We start from the raw sequence: 19,224 nt of genomic DNA, 5'->3' as shown, positions 1-19,224 counted from the left end.
AGCGGGGCAGGCGCTGAGAAAAGAGAGAGCAAAGTTTGCGCAGGGAAAATCTGCAAGAAAAGGAAATACGTATAAAGGTTTCACTATTGACTATTGACTATTCACTATTCACTATTGACAAAAACGAAAAGCTCTTCCAATTGGAAGAGCTTTTCGTTTTATATAATTTTTATCCAGATCGAATTAGCCTAGATACGCTTTCAGCGCACCACTGTACCTTGCTTTCTGCAGGCGTTTGATGGCCCTTTCCTTGATCTGGCGGATACGTTCTTTCGTAAGATCATATTTCTGCCCAATCTGTTCGATGGTAACTCCATTTTCGCCATCCAGTCCGAAGTAAGCATTTACGATCTCTGCTTCACGTGGAGAAAGTGATTTCAGTACGCGGCGAATTTCATTTTTCAATGAATCGTGCATTACGTCTTCATCGGTTTCATCACCACCTTTCAGCAGGTCGCCCATCGCCACATCTTCTGCTTCATGCACCGGTGCATCGAGGGAAGTATGACGGGTATTGCTCTGGAAAATGTTGTTGATCTCGGTTTCGCTCATTTCGAGGAGTTCTGCCAGTTCTTCGGTAGATGGTTCCCTTTCATGTTCCTGTTCAAAGGCCATGTAAGCTTTGTTCGCTTTATTGTAAGTACCGATCTTGTTTTGTGGCAAACGTACCAACCTGCCCTGTTCGGCCAAAGCCTGGAGGATAGACTGACGGATCCACCAAACGGCATAAGAGATGAATTTGAAACCTTTGGTTTCATCAAAACGCTGAGCGGCTTTGATCAGACCGAGATTCCCTTCATTGATCAGGTCACTTAATGAAAGACCCTGGTGTTGATATTGTTTTGCAACGGAAACCACGAAACGAAGGTTAGCCTGCACCAGTTTGTCCAGTGCACGTTGATCACCCATCTTTATCTTTTGCGCCAGGATGGTTTCCTCTTCGGGGGTGATCATTGAAATTTTTGAAATCTCCTGCAGATATTTCTCAACAGCCTGTGAATCTCTGTTGGTAATCTGGGTAGCGATCTTAAGTTGCCTCATTGTATAGTATTAAATTCAGAAATGTACACTCTATAGACAATAATTATTGGGAAAATGTTGCAATTAGGGGAAATTGACCAAAAAACCAACAAAAATCGTTCGCAAAGGTAATACGTAAAAGTTGTATTTCATAATGTTATCGAAAAAAAGGGATAAGTGGTGTATAACATTGTCCCGAAAATTCCTTATAACAACACTTTCTTATACAGCAAAAATCAATCCATTTAGTGTTGTAACAATGAAACAGACGAAAAGTGTCGTAAATCTTAACATTGCCTGAGGTGCAGCGACAATAAAGCCGGATTAGGGATTAGGGTTGAGAAAGTTGAGAGGGTTTAGGGGTTTAAAGGGTGGCCGGGATAGTAGTTACATTAGGAAAGAAAATTTTAGCACTCCGTGTAGTTTGGGCTTTGAGTTAAAAAAATACTGATATTTGAGACCTCCAACATTTTTAATTCTTAATTTTTAATTCTTAATTGTGATAACAGACTTACGATCAGACACATTTACAAAACCTTCCGAAGCCATGCTGCTTGCGATGATGCAGGCGAAAGTCGGGGATGATGTTTTCGGGGAAGACCCTACGATAAACGAACTGGAAGACTATGCCCGGAATATGTTCGGCATGGAAGCCGCTTTATTTTGCCCGAGCGGTACCATGACCAATCAGATCGGGATAAAATGTCATACCCGTCCCGGTGATGAAGTGATCTGCGAGGCCAGCAGCCATGTATATATATATGAAGGCGGGGGCATTGCTTCCAATAGCGGCAGCCAGGTAAAAGCGATCCAGGGTGACCGCGGCCGGATCACTGCCCCGCAGGTGGAAGAATCGATAAACCCGGACGATATCCACAAAGCTGTAAGCAGGCTGGTAGTGCTGGAAAATACTGCAAACAGAGGTGGAGGTAGCATTTATAAAATAATTGATATTCAGGATATTAAAACAATTTGTCTTAAGCATGACCTGAAGTTACACCTTGATGGAGCAAGATTATTTAATGCTTTATCCCAAACCGGAGAAACAACCTTGCAATATGGTGAATTATTTGATAGTATATCAATTTGCTTAAGTAAAGGTTTAGGCGCTCCGATTGGAAGCCTTTTATTGGGCGATTTTGAATTCATCCGCCAGGCGAGGCGTGTAAGAAAGGTTTTTGGCGGCGGAATGCGACAGGCCGGTTACCTTGCCGCTGCCGGGTTATTCGCGTTGCAGAATAATATCGAGCGGCTGCAGGTAGATCACATCCATGCCAAACAGGTAGCGGAAGCTTTGCTGACGAAAGATTTTGTAGGCAAAATGCTTCCTGTGGAAACTAATATCATCATATTCGAACTCATCGGGCATTATACTGCTGCTTCTTTTTGCGAGTACATGAAAAAATATGAGGTGCTTTGTCTGCCCATATCGGCCACACAGGTACGAATGGTATTTCACCTCGACGTTGTAAATGAAATGGTAAACCGGCTGATCCAGCTCATTCACACGATGGAGTAAATCTATGATGGATGATCTATGATCTATGATGTATGATGCGTCAATGGGTGAATGAGTCAATAGTGAAACCTTGGAAGATTTTACTACTCCACGAACATAGTACAGGTTGCACTTCTGCAACCTTTTTTATTTTCCAGTGCTGATCTTAAATGATCTGCATTCTTAATTCTTAATTTTTAATTCTCAATTGATTAGTAACTTAGCAAACCGGATTTTGAATGTAACCCATTCGTAATTCGTAATTTTTAATTCTTAATTGTCTTTATGTTTCCAAAAATTAACCCCACCACTACTCCATCATGGCAATCGTTGTCACAGCATTTTGAAGAGATGCAGCCTGTGCAGATGAAGGAATTGTTTGCAGCAGATGCTGATCGTTTTAAAAAACACCACCTTCGTTTTGAAGATATCATATTTGATTATTCGAAAAACATTTTCAACGAAAATACGCTGGAACTCCTGTTGCAACTGGCGAATGACTGCAACCTGAAGGATGCGATCGATGCGATGTTTGCCGGGGAAAAGATCAATGAAACTGAGGGAAGAGCAGTGCTGCATACGGCTTTACGCAATTTTTCGGGTAAACCGGTAGTATTGGATGGTAAGGATATCATGCCGGATGTGCAGGCGGTGCAAAAACAAATGAAAGATTTTTGTGCAAAGATCCACAGCGGGGAATGGAAAGGTTACACCGGTAAAAAAATAAAATACATTGTCAATATCGGCATCGGCGGCAGCGATCTTGGCCCGGTGATGGTGACCGAAGCCCTGAAACCATATTGGGTAGAAGGCATCCAGCCTTATTTTGTAAGTAATATCGACGGCACGCATATTGCCGAAACATTCAAAAAGATAACTCCTGAAGAAACCTTGTTCCTGGTAGCGAGCAAAACGTTTACCACACAGGAAACCATGACCAATGCGAATACCGCCCGTGAGTGGTTCCTGGCGGCTGCAAAAGATGAAGCGCATATCGCCAAACATTTTGCGGCGCTCAGCACCAATGAAAAAGACGTGGTGAAATTCGGCATCGCTCCGGAAAACATGTTCGTGTTCTGGGACTGGGTGGGCGGCCGTTACAGCCTTTGGAGCGCTATCGGTTTGTCGATTGCGCTTACGATCGGGTATGATCATTTCGAACAGTTACTCAAAGGGGCGCATGCCACCGACCAGCATTTTCTGAATACGGAATTCAATAAAAATATCCCGGTGATCATGGCCGTGCTGGGCATCTGGTATGGCAATTTTTATGGCACACGCACAGAAGCCATTCTTCCTTACGATCAATACCTGCACCGTTTTGCCGCATATTTCCAGCAGGGAAATATGGAAAGTAATGGTAAATATGTAGACCGTAATGGTGAACGCGTAACGTATGCCACCGGGCCGGTGATCTGGGGCGAACCCGGAACAAATGGCCAGCATGCATTCTATCAACTCATTCATCAGGGCAACCAGGTGATACCGGCAGATTTCATTGCGCCGGCCATCAGCCACAATCCTATCGGCGGGCACCATCCTATTTTACTGAGCAATTTCTTTGCACAAACAGAAGCCTTGATGAACGGGGCTTCCAATGCTGATGTATACAGGGTGTTTGAAGGGAACAGGCCAACCAATTCGTTTTTACTGAAAGAAATAACGCCCTATACACTCGGTCAGCTGACTGCACTTTACGAGCATAAAATATTTGTTCAGGGGGTGATCTGGAACATCTACAGCTTCGATCAGTTTGGCGTGGAACTTGGAAAAGTACTGGCGAAAAAAGTATTACCGGAACTGGATGGAAGCACTGAGATCTCTTCTCATGATTCTTCTACGAACGGGTTAATCAACGCTTTTAAGAAAGTGAATGGTGAATAGTCAATAGTCAATAGTCAATAGTGAAGACTTCGTTACTGCATTCTTAATGGTAAGATCATAAAATCAGATATTGTAACTAAAAATGCCGCTTCATATGAAGCGGCATTTTTTTACTATTAAAACTTCTGTTGAATTAGAATCGAACTATGCAATAACCCGCAAAGGTTTGACAATTGACTACTCCCTATTGACTAAATTACCATTTGTCTACTTCTTCCGTGCTGCCATTATCCTGTGGAGGCGCCGGAACTTCTTCTTCTTTTACCGGAGCAACTTCTTCTACTACCGGAGCCGCTACTTCGGCAGAAGCTACTGGTGCGATGTAAGATGAGGCGGCTTCAGGATTGTAAGGCTGCCCTTCTTCATCATATGGATTATCGTGGTTGAATGCATCGAAATCAAAATCCGGCATCAGGTCAGTTTTTACGTAATCTACTGCCTCATTCAATCCTTTTACAAACTTGTTGAAATCTTCTTTGTACAAAAAGATCTTATGCCTGTCGTACCCTTCAGAATCAAAACGTTTACGGCTTTCAGTGATCGTTAAATAAAAATCGTTTCCACGGGTTTCTCTTACATCAAAAAAGTAAGTTCTGCGTTTCCCTGCTTTTATGCGTTTGCTGTAAACGCTTTCCATTTTTTTGTCGTTGTTTTCGTACGCCACTTTTGATAATTGTTTTTATTTAAAAAATTGTACCTGAATTAATGGCTTCAAAGATAAAATTCTTTTTGATATGACAAAATTTATGGTATAAAACCCCGGAGGTTTTTAAAACCTCCGGGTGTTTCTTTAGAACAAACACTCCGGGGTTAGAAGAAAACCCGGGAGGTCTCGCTACTTTCGCCCGCCTGCTGCTTGTTGTACATCTCTGTATAAATACCATTTTTAGCCATCAATGCGGCATGAGTGCCTTGTTCTACTATCCTGCCATCGTCCATCACGATTATCTTATCGAAATTGAACAATGAAAATATCCTATGGGTAATGATGATGGCCGTTCGATCCTGGAGGTATTCGTATAAGTTGCCGAGGATCGTTTTTTCAGTCCGTGCATCCACCGCACTCAGGCAATCGTCGAAGATCACGATCTCGGGTTTTTTGATCAGCGCCCTTGCAATGGATATCCTTTGCTTCTGGCCACCGCTCAATGTAACGCCCCGCTCACCTACCAGGGTTTCAAATTTTTCATCAAACCCTTCGATCTCGTTGTAGATATTCGCTTGTTTTGCGGCATCAAATACTTCAGTCTCTGTAGCAGCGGCATTACCAAAACGAATATTATTTTTTATACTGTCGCTGAAAAGAAAAACATCCTGCGGCACATAACTCATCTGCGAACGCAGGCTTTCCGTCTTGAATTCGCGGATACCTATTCCGTCATAAGCAAGCTTGCCGTCATTAATATCATACATGCGGAGCAGTAGCTGTGCAATGGTTGATTTGCCTGAACCTGTCCGTCCAACGATCGCTATCTTTTCGCCCTTCTTCACTTCGAGTGAAAAATCTTTAATGGCATGAATGCCTGTGTGCGGATAGGTGAAATTCACTTTTTCAAAACTGATATTGCCCTGCAACACCTGATCGACGGCGCCTGGCGCATTTTTTATCTCCGGCTGCAGGTGCAGGAATTCATTGATCCTGCGTTGCGAAGCTACTGCCCGTTGCGTCATGCTGGCCGTCCAGCCGATGGCGCTTACAGGAAAGGTGAGCATTTGGATATACAACACAAATTCCGCGATCTTGCCTACAGAATAGGCCGGATTGCCCGGGTGGTTCACCACATCGAGTGCGCCCACCAGTATCGTCATCAAAGTGCTGAGGCCGATCAATAGGGCCATGCTGGGAAAATAGATCGCTTCTGTTTTTGCCAGGCTGAGTGCGTTGCTGCGGTAGGATTCGCTGTTGTTTTTGAAAAAACTGAACATGTTTTTTTCCTGTACAAACGATTTGATGACGCGTATACCCGAATAAGATTCCTGGGCATTGGTGGTGAGGTCGCTGAGCAATGCCTGAATGCGTTCGCTCTTGCGGTTGATGATGGTATTGACGAAATAGATGGTGAATGCAAGTATCGGTAGCGGACAAAGCGCTACGATGGTAAGTTTTACATCGGAACGCAACATGAAATAAACACTAAAGCCGATCGTTGCCGCAAGGTTGATAAAATACATGAGCGCCGGGCCGGTGTACATGCGCACGCGGCTGACATCTTCTGAGATACGGTTCATGAGGTCGCCGGTACTGTGCATTTTATAGAAAGCTGTATCCAGTTTCTGGTAATGGGTAAAAACTTCGTTCTTCTGGTCAAACTCAATATGACGGCTCATCACGATGATCGTCTGCCGCATGAGGAACATGAAGAATCCGCTGATGACTGCCAGTACCAGTAAAATGATGCCGGTGAAAAGTATCCTGGTCTTGAAATCCAACGCATTGAAATACTGTATGGTCATTTGTACCAGCCAGTCGTAATTATTGCTGCCAGTATGTTGGGGGGCGTTTCGGCTGATGGTATTTACCACTGTATTCACCACATACCCCGTTATCTGTGGAGCAAGAATGCGGAAATAATTGGTAAGGACAACGAATATGATACCAAGTAAAAAGTACCACCGGTATTTCCAGAAATATTTATTGAGGGTGGAAAGTTGCTTCATTCAGGCAAAGATAGTGAAAGGTGAAAGGTGAAAGGTGAAATCATTGAAGTGGATATTTTTTGGCTACATCATATTACACAAACTAAAAATGCAGGTCTTACAACCTGCATTTTCTATTAAAATGTTCGACGATTTCACCATTCACTTTTCACCATTTCACGATCACAGATCGGTGATCGGTTGATACTTCGGCACCAGCGTTTTCATAATGAACCAGCCGATCAGGTATGCTACAGCGCAGATGGCGAATATGATGAAATATCCTGATTCGATGCCTTCGAAGCCAAGGAGTTTCATGTTGGTATTTTTTGCGTGGTCAAACAGCACACCCGAGCCTTTATTGATAAAGAAAGAGCCGATACCGCCCGCCATTCCACCGATGCCGGTAACAGTAGCAATAGCTTTTTTGGGAAACATATCTCCAACGGTGGTAAAAATATTGGCCGACCAGGATTGATGGGCCGCCCCTGCGATACCGATGATGATAACAGGGATCCACACGGAAATATAACCCAGCGGTTGCGCCAGTAAAGTAAGTAACGGAATGAACGCGAATATGAGCATCGCTTTCATGCGGCCATTGTAAGGATTCATACCTTTCTTTTCTACGAAAAATGTAGGCAGCCATCCACCGATGATCGATAACAATGTGATACTGTATAACACGAATATTTGCGGGGCACTTTGAGTGGAATCAAGGTTGTAAACAGATTTGAGGTAGGCCGGTGTCCAGAAAAGAAAGAACCACCATACACCATCCGTCATGAATTTGCCGATAGCGAAAGCCCATGTCTGCCTGTAAGATAAAGCTTTTGAAAAGCTGACTTTTGAGGAAGCGGAAACAAATACCCCGTCTGCCGTTGAAATATTATCAGCATCATCCTGCTGGATATATTTCAGTTCATGTTCATTCACTTTCGGATGAACATGTGGTTTTTGGTAAATAAAAACCCAGAAGCCCATCCAGATGAAACCCAGCGAACCGATGATGATAAATGCCATTTCCCACCCGTATGCTTTTGCGATGAATGGAATGGTAACAGGTGCCAAAAGCGCACCAACAGTGGCTCCGGCATTGAAGATACTCGTAGAAAATGCCCTGTCCTTTTTAGGAAAATACTCGGCGGTAGCTTTGATGGAAGCGGGAAAATTCCCAGCTTCACCCACCGCCAGCACGATACGTGCAATGATGAATAAGGTAACGCTTATAGATGCGATGCGTGCGGTATCTCCCACGGTACCGATGATCTCCTTTGCTTTCGCAAATCCAACAAACCATTCGCCTTTTAAAACTCCGGCGGTAGCTATGCCGCAATACGCATGCAGGCATGCACCCAATGACCAGATAAATATGAACCAGAAAAATCCTTTTTTAGTATCCATCCAATCGATGATCTTACCGGCAAACAACATCGCGAAAGCGTATACCAGCGAGAAAGTTGCGGTGATAGTTCCGTAGTCATTGTTGGTCCAATGAAACTCCGGCACGATCGAGTCCTGCCACGTCAGGGACAATACCTGGCGATCAAGATAATTGATGGTAGTGGCAAAAAACAACATAGTTGTTATTGTCCACCTGAACCTGGTCATTTTAGGTTGGTCCATATGGCAAGAAATTATTTTTTACAATCGTTAATAATAGCAAGCACTTCTTTGGTATGCGTGATCAGTTCATCGTATTGCTTATTGGCAATCACATCTTTTGTCAATAATTTACTTCCCATTCCTACGGCGCTTACGCCGGCATCAAACCATGCCTGGATGTTTTCGCGGGTGGTTTCAACACCACCTGTTGGCATGAAACGCATCTTTGGGAACAGTTCACGGATGGCAGCCATATAACCGGGGCCCAGTACATTCCCCGGAAATAATTTCACCAATGGTACGCCCAGTTTTTCCGCTTTCAATATTTCTGTAGGTGTCATGCAGCCTGGCATCCAGAGCACATGCTCTTTTTCAGCCACTTTAAAAACATCTTTTGCCAAAGCCGGGCTGATCAAAAAATCAGCGCCTGCTTTTATGAATGCTTCCGCATCTTTACTGTCTTTGATCGTTCCTGCGCCGAGGTACATATCCGGATATTTTTCTACCGCAACTTTTTTCATTGCTGCAAAATTATCCAACGCAGCAGGCCCGCGATTGGTAAACTCCAGCAGGCGTACACCAGCACTGTATAAGGCTCCCATTAGTTCGATACAGGTTGTTTCGTCTTCATGAAAATACAAAGGCATGAGGCCTTGCTGGTTCAATAATCCGAGTATATTATCCTTTTTGCTCATTGTCTGAAATTATTTTTTGTACATCTTCCACTGTGTTTGTTGTGGCATCCCCTAACTGCTGAAGCTTACCGAAAGCCGCCGCTGCAGCGAATTCTATGATATCCTGCGGAGGATTTTCATTCACCAGGCCGTAGATCAATCCTCCCATGAAACAATCGCCGCTCCCTACCCTGTCTACGATATGCTGTGTGCGATATACAGTGGAAGAAAACTGTCCTTCTTTTGTATTCAGCGCAGCAAAATATTTTATTCCCTCGCCTTCATCAAAGCGAAATGTATTGGCGATGGTGTGGCATGCAGGGAATGTCTCACTGATCTTTTTCGAAGTAATATCTGCTTGTCGAAGATAGGCTTCCTTATTACCCGATACAGGATCGAAATCTTTTTCATGCTCAATGCCCAGCAGCATCTGCGCTGCCCATACATTGCCCATGATCACGTTACAATATTCAGCCAATGCCGGCATCACTTCAATTGGCTGCTTTCCGTACTGCCAGAGTTTTGCACGATAATTAAGGTCGACTGAGATCGTGATATTTTTTGCGGAAGCGGCTTTCACGCCTTCCAGGCAAATGGCCGCAGCATCTTCATTTAATGCCGGGCTTATAGCACTGAAGTGAAACCATGTAGCGCCTTTGAGAATATCATCCCAATTCAACTGTCCGGGTTTCAATCCCGCGAATGAAGACCTGGCACGATCGTAGATCACACCGCTATGTTTAAGATCGGCACCCTGCGGTAAATAATAGCTGCCAATGCGGTCTCCGGTGAGTACAACAGAAGATGTATCGATCTTGTTTTTATGAACAGATTCCAGTATTTCTTTCGAAAGATAATTGTCCGGCATAGCCGTAACATATTTTGCGGGAGTTTTCCATGCGGCTAGCGCATTGGCGACATTCAACTCTGCACCGCCGATGTATACCGGCATTTTTGCATCCTCGATGAACTTCCCCTGCAATTGAGGGGAGAAGCGGATGAGTATCTCGCCGAAGCAACAAATAAGTGAATTGTCAATAGTCAATAGTGAAATCTTTGAAGGTTATTTTTACTTTTTTTTAATTCCTTAGTTATGAAGTCAATTAATAACCAGGATATTTCAAACCCACCACACATTCTTAATTCTTAATTCTATCTCCCCATCCATCCTCCATCAACCGTCAATATTGTTCCCTGTACATATGAGGATGCTTCGGAAGCGAGGAATACAACGGGGCCTTTGAAATCGTCGGGATTGCCCCAGCGCCCGGCCGGTATCCTGTCGAGGATAGATTTGCTGCGATCGGGGTCATTGCGCAAAGCTTCGGTGTTGTCGGTAGAAATATAACCAGGGGCTATGCCATTTACATTGATGCCCCTGGAAGCCCATTCGTTGGCCAATGCTTTTACCAGGCTTGCGATAGCGCCTTTGCTGGCGGCGTATCCCGGAACATTTACACCACCCTGGAAACTTAATAACGAGCAGGTGAAAATGATCTTGCCACTACCCCGTTTCAACATATGCTTGCCGGTTTCGCGTGCAAGGATGAATTGTGCATCGAGATTTATATTAAGCACTTTATCCCAATATTCATCACTATGTTCAGCCGCAGGCGCACGCAGGATGGTTCCGGCATTGTTAACAAGAATATCGATCGCCGGATTTTCATCAAATACTTTTTGGATGAATACATACAATGACTCCCTGCTTGTAAGATCTGCCTGGTATGCTTTAAATTTTCTTCCTGTTGCCAAGACTTCTTTTTCCACTTCGCTCCCCGATGCCGCCAGCGAATGCGATACACCGATGATATCTGCCCCCGCTTCTGCAAGTCCTATGGCCATTGACTTTCCGATGCCTTTGCTGGCGCCGGTTACCAATGCGGTTTTTCCTGTAAGGTCAAATTGCTGTAAGCTCATATTTTTTTTATTACACGAATCAGGCGAATTACACGAATTACTTATTTTATTCTTTAACGACCTTTCGAAGTTGGCAATTCTTAATTCTTAATTACCAATTAAAGTATTGCTTCGCATTATTGAAACATATATCCTGTATGATCTTGCCTGTCCATTCCACATCGTTGGGCAATTCTCCGTTCTCAATTTCTTCGCCGAAAAGATTACATAATATCCTTCTGAAATATTCGTGCCTCGGAAAAGACATGAAACTCCTGGAATCGGTGAGCATGCCAACGAACTTGCTGAGCAGTCCCATATTCGACAAAGCGTTGATCTGTTTTGTCATTCCATCTTTCTGATCAAGGAACCACCATGCCGAACCCCATTGTATCTTTCCTTCCACTGATCCGTCGTTGAAATTGCCGATCATGGTCGCCATCATTTCATTGTCGGCCGGATTAAGATTATAGAGGATCGTCTTTGCCAGTTTATCTTCCGTATCCAGCCGATTCAAAAATTTTGACAATGCCCTGGCCTGTGAAAAATCCCCGATAGAATCCCAGCCGGTGTCAGCGCCCAATTTTCCAAGCATCCTGCTGTTGTTATTACGGATAGCACCAAGATGATATTGTTGCACCCAGGATTTTTCTGCATCCCATTCCGCGAATGCGATCAGCATTGCCGATCTGAATTTGCGGTTCTCCGCAATATACAAATCTTTTCCACTGCGGATCTTATCGAAAATATTGCGGATCTCTTCATCGGTAAAATCTTCAGCATAAATTTCTTCGAGGCCATGATCCGAAACTTTGCAACCATTTTCCGCAAAAAAATCGTGACGTTTTTTCAGTGCGTTTAAAAAATCTGCATGACTTGTTATGGAAATCCCGGAAACTTTTTCTAGCTGATCAACATACTTATTAAACCTGGCCGCGTCATCCACGTTCATTGCAGCATCCGGCCGAAATGCAGGCAGGATGGGGATCTCGAAGCCGTCGTTCTTTAACTGAACATGATGTTCGAGGTTATCCAACGGATCATCTGTGGTGCAAACAACCTTCACATTCATCTTATTCAAAAGCCCTCTTACGGTGTAACCGGGCTCCTGTAATCTGGCTGAACAGATGTCATATATTTTTTGTGCAGAGCTCTCGTTGAGCACTTCGTGCACATTAAAATAACGTTGTAGTTCGAGGTGCGTCCAGTGATATAAGGGGTTGCGCAAAGTGAACGGCACCGTTCCCGCCCACTTAAAAAACTTTTCCACATCGGGTTTATTTCCGGTGATAAAACTTTCATCCACCCCATTTGTGCGCATGGCACGCCATTTATAATGATCGCCATACAACCATACCTGTGTAAGATTCTCATATTTTTTATCCTTCGCGATATCTTCCGGAGACAAATGGCAATGGTAATCTATGATCGGCATCTGCCTGGCATAGTCGTGGTATAATGTCTGTGCTGTCTTGTTGTTCAGCAAAAAATTTTCATCTAAAAATTCCTTCATGATCTTTTATTTTTATCGCAATGTGTTCTACGAACCTTGCGAATTTATTTATTTTGCTTCATAACCCATAAATCGTTCCTACGGAACGAAACAAAAATGAAATCATTTTTCTACCCACACTACGTTCCTACGCAACGAAACAAAAATGAAATCATTTTTCTACCCACACTACGTTCCTACGGAACGAAAAAATGAAATTACTCTTCTACCCACACTACGTTCCTACGGAACGAAAAATGGAACTATTTCCTACCTACACTGCGTTCCTATGGAACGAAAGCCCTGGATCAGTATTCATAAGCCGAAACCAGCACTCCAGCCTCCATTCTTAATTTTTAATTCGTAATTCGTAATTGATTACAGGCTTACTCCCCGTTTCCAGGGAATAAAATCATCCTGGTTAAGCAACACTGCCTTCGGTATCACATGGCCGCTGGCGGCTTCAATACAGTATTCCAGTATCTCTTCGCCCATTTGCCCGATGGATTTTTCTCCTTCGATTATGGGGCCGGTATCGATGTCGATTATATCGGCCATACGTTTTGCCAGCTTCGTATTCGTTGCTACTTTAATGGTGGGACAAACAGGATTGCCTGTCGGTGTACCCAGCCCGGTAGTAAATAATATCAAGGTTGCCCCCGATGCAGCTTTACCCGTAGTAGCCTCCACATCATTACCAGGCGTACAAACCAGGCTCAGGCCGGGTTTCGTGGCCTGTTCTGTATAATCCAACACGTCTACCACAGGAGATGTTCCGCCTTTTTTTGCGGCTCCTGCACTTTTGATAGCATCCGTGATCAATCCATCTTTGATATTGCCGGGAGAAGGGTTCATGCTAAAGCTTGATCCGGCCTGCGTTACCATGTCTTCGTAACGATGCATGAGATGAATGAATTTTTCCGCCTTGTCTTTATCAGCAGTGCGATCAATAAGATTTTGCTCCACACCACATAGCTCCGGGAACTCGGCCAGCAGTACTTTCCCTCCTAAAGCCACGAGCAGATCTGCGGTATAGCCGACGGCAGGATTTGCAGACAAACCGCTGAAACCATCGCTGCCGCCGCATTTCACACCCAGTGTAAGTTTGTCCAACGTAGCAGGCTCTCGGTGAAGCTTATTCGCTTCTATCAATCCTTCAAAAGTCTGTTTGATAGCATCACTGATCAATTGCTCCTCACTTTGAGATTGCTGTTGTTCGAAGATCAGTAATGGCTTGTCAAATGCAGGGTTCGCAGTTTTAAGATCGGCCAGGAAATCCTGTACCTGCAGGTTCTGGCATCCGAGGCTCAACATCGTAACACCAGCCACATTCGGATGATCGGCATAAGCTGCCAGCAATTTGCTCAATACAGCGGCATCCTGCCGTATACCTCCGCACCCGCCCTGGTGATTCAGAAATTTTATGCCATCGATATTTTTAAACAGCCGTGCATTTTTTGTATTACCAGCCGTAAATTTTACAGATTCAATATCTTCCTTCTTATTATATGCCTCAGCCAATTCATGCACAAAATTCTTGTATTTGGCTGTCACAGCGTATCCCAGCTGATTGTGCAATGCTTCTTTGATCACATCAAGGTTCCTGTTTTCACAAAAAACGGTGGGGATGAAAAGCCAGTAATTAGCCGTACCTACTCTCCCATCCTTACGATGATATCCATCAAAGGTCCTGTTTTGGAATTTTGAGACATCCGGCGGCTGCCATAGATAATGTGCGGCCCTGTAGCCATATCCGCTGGAAGCATGTTTAACGTTCGCAGTGGTCATCAGGTTTCCAGGCTGCAGCGCAGACTGTGCTTTTCCTACCAGCACCCCATACATGATGACGTCATCACCTTCCTTTAATGACTGTAAAAAAAACTTATGTTTTGCCGGGATGTTTTCCAGCAGAGTTGTTGCCATACCATCATACGTGATCACCGCACCTTTTTCAAGATCCTGTAAAGCTACCAGCACATTATCGGAGGGATGTACTTTTAAGACATTATTTTTCATCTGATCAATTCCTTTTTTTGTTTAGCGGCTTGCTGTATCGCTGCCTTAGCGCCTACATTCATCAACAATTGCAACCAATGCAATATTTCATTTTTCAGTCCCGGCAGCACCGAAAGATCTTCGTTCCAGATCGACTCATTGCCGAGCAACTTTGCCAGGATAATTTCCAGACCGCCCTGTTTCCACGCAGCTGCATAAATTGCGGCATGCTGATCATTTACAAGATAAGGCACTCCATTGAGTTCCCCGTAAAAATTACCATCTTCCCCTTGCGTAGATCGCATGAACAAAATATGGGCGGCAAAACTCAACCCCATGTACGGCGGCAGATAGCCATACTGCTGCATGTAAGCCTTTACCACAGCTACATTCCGCATGTTCATCTTGGAAGCATACTGGGCGGTAATGCTTAACCATTTGTGTTCGATAAAATTATTGCGAAAACGATCGAGTACTTTTTCTGCAAAATTTTCAGCATCGCTGCGGCTTATATCCCCTTTGCTGATCACCGGAATAATTTCCTCGTGCATCATCTGACGGATATAATTTGCAAATGCATCATCATCCATTGCTTGTTTAACTGTAACAAAACCCGCCAGGTGAGCAAGGCCGCAGGCAAATGTGTGTGCACCATTCAACAATCTCAATTTCAGTTCACGAAACTTTTCTATATCCGGAGCTATCACGATACCATCATTGCATGCTGCAAAAGACAATATATTTTTCACTTTTTCATTGGAAGATTCAATGGCCCAAAGACTGTATACTTCGCTTACGATCATCAGTTCATCCGTGTATCCTAATTCCTTCTCCAATTGGTGATGAGCCTCGGCAGGCAACTTACCCGGTACAATCCTGTCTACAAGCGAATTACAGAAGAAATTCGCATTTTCGATCCAGTCGATAAACGCAGTTTCAAGGTTATTCTGATGCGCCAGTTCCAGTACGATCGATAACAATACATCTCCGTTATCCGGGATCAATTCTGTTGGAATGATAACAAGTCCCTTTGTTGTATCACCATGAAAATGTTTAAATCGCTGATATAAAAAAGCCACCAGTTTTCCAGGAAATGATACCGGCGGCGCATGATGGATATTATCCTGGATCAGCGTGATGCCCACTTCTGTCGTGTTAGAAATGATCACCTGCATATCAGGATTATCGGCACATTCGAGTATGCTATCCCATTCATTGCCTGCGGAAAGCACGCGGCTGATAGAGGAAACGATATGGTTCTCCTCTGCTTTTTTTCCATTATCAATGCCTCTCACACAAACGGTATACAACCCATCCTGTTCTTCAAAAGCATCTGTACTGCCTGTAGCCGTTGACTTTACCACCACTATCCGTCCATTAAAAATACCGTTGTTATTGGCATGACCGATCATGAAATCAGGCAAGCCACGCAAGAGGATCCCTGTTCCAAACTGCAATACTTTTTCCGGTAACTCAAACATATTATCCGAAGGTTTTACCAGTGTATCCGTTGCCGTTATGTGTGCGAGAGCGCTCCTGTTTAATTTCATTTTATTAATTTATCAGTGGGTTCCACCTGTTACCAAATACCCATGCCGCATCAATTTTTCGTGGATCAATATTTCCATTGGCGGAAGAAAGGTTATCGGCAAACCAGATATAATCGCCATTCTTCCTGTGACAGTTAAAGTAATACACCCTCCGCCCCCACCGGATCGTATTTGTGGTAGGCACCAGGTAAATATCCTTATCGGCCATGTTAGCCGCAAAACTGCAATTGATAAGATAAAACTGTGCATCCCTGTGATACCGGCCCAGCTTGAAATTATCGATCCCTTCAAAACTGCAATTGACTAAAACTGTTTTTGAATCCTGTACTTTCGAGCCGTCGTGCCAGATAGCCGCTTCGCCGGAATGAGTGATAAATGTGCATCCCTCGGCATAAGCCCATCCACGCGGGCAATAAAAATCCACCCCACCCTCCATGATACAATCCTTAAAATAAAACATACCCGATTGCACATTCCACGGGCTAACGGTATCACCGGCATAAGCCCTGAACCGGCAGTTGATGGCTTTCAGCCTCGTGGTGTTCATGGTGCGAAGTGCCATCTGGTGGCTATTTGGCCGGATTATTCTTTGTTGCGCCCCGGTGGTATCAGACGGACAAAATATCACTTTGTCCTTTTTATTCTCAAAACCATAATTATTTAAAACAGTAAGATTTTTTAATGTGATGTCATTTGCATCCACATTCATCGTGGCTACGCCCCAGTCTTCATTGTGCAGGCAACGCCATTCGTCCCTTGAAATGGATTGACGTATGATGGTCTTATCGCGGTCTTCACCTTCGAGAACAACATTATGTTTTTCGAGATAGATCTTTTCGTTGTAGGTTCCGTTTTTGATATAAATGATCCTTGTTGTAACGGAAGAATCACTAAGGCTGTTGAGGGCAGCCTGGATGGAATTGTAATCCGCTTTTCCTTTCAGGGATACGGTTATTCTCTGCTGTGCCACTGCATTTGCTGTGATGGCAAAACAACACATCATTAGCCATATGGAAAGATTTGTCTTCAATTATTTTTTTGTTTGTTTAACAAGCCATGCCACCAGGTCTTCAGCTGCTTTAAAGTTTTCCAACGTATCAGGAAGTTTTCTTCCATCAAGATATTCGTTATAAACCCACGGATCGCCAATGGCGAAAACGGTGCCTTTGCCTACTTTTGCAACTGCCACGATATTATCGCCCTTGTCTGTAAGAACAGCCCTGGCCGGTGCTTTCAACGACAGTGTGCTGATCTCTTTGATATAAATGTTCTTCGCTGTTTTGAAGATCTCGTTGCCTGCGGGAATATCGATCGTCCCAGTCGGGTAATCATTTCCTTTGACCAGGTTTCGCGGCTTGTTCTCATTGAAATGTATCCCGAATTTTTCAGCAAGTTGGTTGTAATGGGTGAACTCAACATTTCCGCTATCGTTTGAGAACATCATAAGCACACCACCGGCTTTGACCCAATTATAAATTACCTCGATGTGTTGAGGAAGAATATATTCCGGCGACGGATTTTCTTTCGGCCAGTCAGGATCTATGATAAAATAGACAGCTGTTTTCTTCAGGTTTTCAGCTGTTGGCGCAACAGTCAGCATACTTGTCTGAACACCATACCGGTTAAAAATATTTCCGAAAAGGGAATAACCACCATTATCCATCTGGTTCAAAACATAATGTGTCTGAATGGTTTTTCCGGTAATATCTTTTGCGGTTTCGTGGTTAAAAAAACCGTCAATAGCCAGTTTGCGGCCCTCTCCCTGTTTGAGCGTGGATAACATTTCAATCTCAGTTGCCGCCATAATAGCAGCTCCGAGGCCTTTCGGATCATTCACGATCACCGGTTCTTTAAAATAATATTCGAGGCTTCCATCGCGGAATGGCTTGCCACCAAGACCGGAAACTTTCACAGTTCCATGGAGATTAACCTGTCCATTTTCAGTTTTTATAAATCGGGCAACTATGCCTGCATATCCTTTTGTTGCAATAGACAACTTACTTTTAGGAATGAGCCCAAGCCGCACCCCTTTTGCAACAGACAGCACGAACATGCTGCTGGCGGATGCTTCAAAATAATTTCCTTTCGCAGCAGGTTTGTCTAATACATCGTACCAAAGCCCGGTCTTTTTATCCTGCACTTTTTCAATCGCTATTACCAGCCTGTTAAGAATGTTTACCAAGGCTTTTCTTTTTGGATGATCTGCCGGAAAGTTTTCCAACACATCTACCAATGCCACTGCATACCAGCCCATGGCCCTTGCCCAGAAGTTGGGCGACAATCCTGTTTTTTTATCGGCCCATGCCATTTGCCCCGATTCATCCCAGCCATGATACAACAATCCGGTTTTGGCATCGCGGGCATGATTTTCCATCCAGATGAATTGATTGGCGATATCGTCGAAAGCGCTGTCTTCATGGGCGATCATAGCGTATTCAGTATAAAATGGCTCGGCCATGTAGAGCCCGTCCAGCCACATCTGGTAAGGATATATCTTCTTGTGCCAAAAGCCTCCTTCATTGGTACGAGGCTGGTGGCGCAGCTGTTCACGCAAGGTGGTAGCGGCTTTCCAGTATTTTTCTTTCCCGGTTACCCGGTACAACATCAATAGCGATCTGCCATTTTTTATATTATCAATATTATAATCATCCTGTTTATAAGTATTGATAGTCCCGTCATCCTTCACATAAAAGTCCATACTCTTCTGGATGTAATCGAAGCAGGTCTTGTCGCCTGTTTGTTTCCATACCGCCGCAACACCCTCCAATATCACCCCCTGGTCGTAAGTCCATCGCGAAGCAGGTTTACCCTCTGTTGCAAACGAATCTTTTTTCCATGTATCCATTACCGTTGCCGTCAGCAATTTGCTGTAAGCAGGCTGCTGTGCTTTTATTGTGGTTATGCAAAACAGCCAGAGGAGAACAATAATGGATAATCTATACAAGATTTTTATTTTCATATTTTATATTT

At 44.0% G+C, this 19,224-nt stretch carries 14 protein-coding genes; 2 read left to right on the top strand and 12 right to left on the bottom strand.

All coding sequences use genetic code 11. The annotated features are described in order from the left end of the window. Positions 1-183: 183 nt before the first annotated feature. Entirely contained in the window at positions 184-1,041 is an 858-nt protein-coding gene (locus EGI32_RS13460) for an RNA polymerase sigma factor RpoD/SigA (protein WP_255155881.1), read from the bottom strand. 478 nt (positions 1,042-1,519) lie between these two features. On the opposite strand from EGI32_RS13460, the gene EGI32_RS13455 reads away from it, so the two are divergent. Continuing rightward, a complete protein-coding gene (locus EGI32_RS13455) occupies positions 1,520-2,539 on the top strand; it encodes a GntG family PLP-dependent aldolase (RefSeq protein WP_255155880.1) in 1,020 nt (339 codons plus the stop codon). Positions 2,540-2,803: 264 nt separating this feature from the next. Then, positions 2,804-4,402: a glucose-6-phosphate isomerase gene (pgi, locus tag EGI32_RS13450; protein WP_255155879.1), complete on the top strand. Its 1,599-nt coding sequence runs from the start codon at positions 2,804-2,806 to the stop codon at positions 4,400-4,402. Positions 4,403-4,598: 196 nt separating this feature from the next. Here pgi and EGI32_RS13445 read toward each other — a convergent pair whose 3' ends face one another. The 11 genes from EGI32_RS13445 to EGI32_RS13395 form a co-directional block, all read right to left on the bottom strand. Further along, positions 4,599-5,066, bottom strand: a complete 468-nt coding sequence (locus EGI32_RS13445; protein WP_255155878.1) for a DUF3276 family protein — start codon at positions 5,064-5,066, stop codon at positions 4,599-4,601. A gap of 146 nt (positions 5,067-5,212) precedes the next feature. Further along, a complete protein-coding gene (locus tag EGI32_RS13440; protein WP_255155877.1) occupies positions 5,213-7,060 on the bottom strand; it encodes an ABC transporter ATP-binding protein in 1,848 nt (615 codons plus the stop codon). Positions 7,061-7,222: 162 nt separating this feature from the next. After that, complete coding sequence (locus tag EGI32_RS13435; RefSeq protein WP_255155876.1) at positions 7,223-8,665, bottom strand: MFS transporter; 1,443 nt, start codon at positions 8,663-8,665, stop codon at positions 7,223-7,225. A gap of 11 nt (positions 8,666-8,676) precedes the next feature. Then, the gene (locus EGI32_RS13430) at positions 8,677-9,339 is read right to left on the bottom strand and encodes a bifunctional 4-hydroxy-2-oxoglutarate aldolase/2-dehydro-3-deoxy-phosphogluconate aldolase (protein ID WP_255155875.1); all 663 of its coding nucleotides are present in this window, start codon (positions 9,337-9,339) and stop codon (positions 8,677-8,679) included. After that, complete coding sequence (locus EGI32_RS13425; RefSeq protein ID WP_255155874.1) at positions 9,323-10,363, bottom strand: sugar kinase; 1,041 nt, start codon at positions 10,361-10,363, stop codon at positions 9,323-9,325. The genes EGI32_RS13430 and EGI32_RS13425 overlap by 17 nt, the downstream gene beginning before the upstream one ends. A 107-nt stretch (positions 10,364-10,470) precedes the next feature. Then, positions 10,471-11,238: an SDR family NAD(P)-dependent oxidoreductase gene (locus EGI32_RS13420; protein ID WP_255155873.1), complete on the bottom strand. Its 768-nt coding sequence runs from the start codon at positions 11,236-11,238 to the stop codon at positions 10,471-10,473. 91 nt (positions 11,239-11,329) lie between these two features. Beyond that, complete coding sequence (gene uxaC / locus EGI32_RS13415) at positions 11,330-12,730, bottom strand: glucuronate isomerase (protein WP_255155872.1); 1,401 nt, start codon at positions 12,728-12,730, stop codon at positions 11,330-11,332. Positions 12,731-13,087: 357 nt separating this feature from the next. After that, positions 13,088-14,725 carry a UxaA family hydrolase gene (locus EGI32_RS13410; RefSeq protein ID WP_255155871.1) on the bottom strand — a complete coding sequence of 546 codons (1,638 nt, stop codon included), beginning with the start codon at positions 14,723-14,725 and terminating at the stop codon, positions 13,088-13,090. Continuing rightward, entirely contained in the window at positions 14,722-16,254 is a 1,533-nt protein-coding gene (locus tag EGI32_RS13405) for a tagaturonate reductase (protein ID WP_255155870.1), read from the bottom strand. Before EGI32_RS13405 ends, EGI32_RS13410 begins: the two co-directional genes overlap by 4 nt. A gap of 4 nt (positions 16,255-16,258) precedes the next feature. Then, positions 16,259-17,284 carry a pectinesterase family protein gene (locus EGI32_RS13400; RefSeq protein WP_255155869.1) on the bottom strand — a complete coding sequence of 342 codons (1,026 nt, stop codon included), beginning with the start codon at positions 17,282-17,284 and terminating at the stop codon, positions 16,259-16,261. Continuing rightward, positions 17,285-19,213 carry a glycoside hydrolase family 88 protein gene (locus tag EGI32_RS13395; protein ID WP_255155868.1) on the bottom strand — a complete coding sequence of 643 codons (1,929 nt, stop codon included), beginning with the start codon at positions 19,211-19,213 and terminating at the stop codon, positions 17,285-17,287. It abuts the gene before it with no gap. Between the last annotated feature and the right edge of the window lie 11 nt (positions 19,214-19,224).

Origin of the sequence: Ferruginibacter sp. HRS2-29 (assembly GCF_024343615.1) — a bacterium.
Lineage (GTDB): Bacteria > Bacteroidota > Bacteroidia > Chitinophagales > Chitinophagaceae > Ferruginibacter.
Note: the sequence above shows the minus strand (reverse complement) of the source record. Positions and strands in the feature narration are given on the sequence as shown.

What these genes read in the sequence shown, in the direction of transcription:
- EGI32_RS13420 (WP_255155873.1), bottom strand. Translation starts at nt 11,238, where the DNA reads ATGAGCTTACAGCAATTTGACCTTACAGGAAAAACCGCATTGGTAACC.
- pgi (WP_255155879.1), top strand. Translation starts at nt 2,804, where the DNA reads ATGTTTCCAAAAATTAACCCCACCACTACTCCATCATGGCAATCGTTG.
- EGI32_RS13405 (WP_255155870.1), bottom strand. Translation starts at nt 16,254, where the DNA reads ATGAAATTAAACAGGAGCGCTCTCGCACACATAACGGCAACGGATACA.
- uxaC (WP_255155872.1), bottom strand. Translation starts at nt 12,730, where the DNA reads ATGAAGGAATTTTTAGATGAAAATTTTTTGCTGAACAACAAGACAGCA.
- EGI32_RS13430 (WP_255155875.1), bottom strand. Translation starts at nt 9,339, where the DNA reads ATGAGCAAAAAGGATAATATACTCGGATTATTGAACCAGCAAGGCCTC.
- EGI32_RS13410 (WP_255155871.1), bottom strand. Translation starts at nt 14,725, where the DNA reads ATGAAAAATAATGTCTTAAAAGTACATCCCTCCGATAATGTGCTGGTA.
- EGI32_RS13435 (WP_255155876.1), bottom strand. Translation starts at nt 8,665, where the DNA reads ATGGACCAACCTAAAATGACCAGGTTCAGGTGGACAATAACAACTATG.
- EGI32_RS13395 (WP_255155868.1), bottom strand. Translation starts at nt 19,213, where the DNA reads ATGAAAATAAAAATCTTGTATAGATTATCCATTATTGTTCTCCTCTGG.
- EGI32_RS13460 (WP_255155881.1), bottom strand. Translation starts at nt 1,041, where the DNA reads ATGAGGCAACTTAAGATCGCTACCCAGATTACCAACAGAGATTCACAG.
- EGI32_RS13440 (WP_255155877.1), bottom strand. Translation starts at nt 7,060, where the DNA reads ATGAAGCAACTTTCCACCCTCAATAAATATTTCTGGAAATACCGGTGG.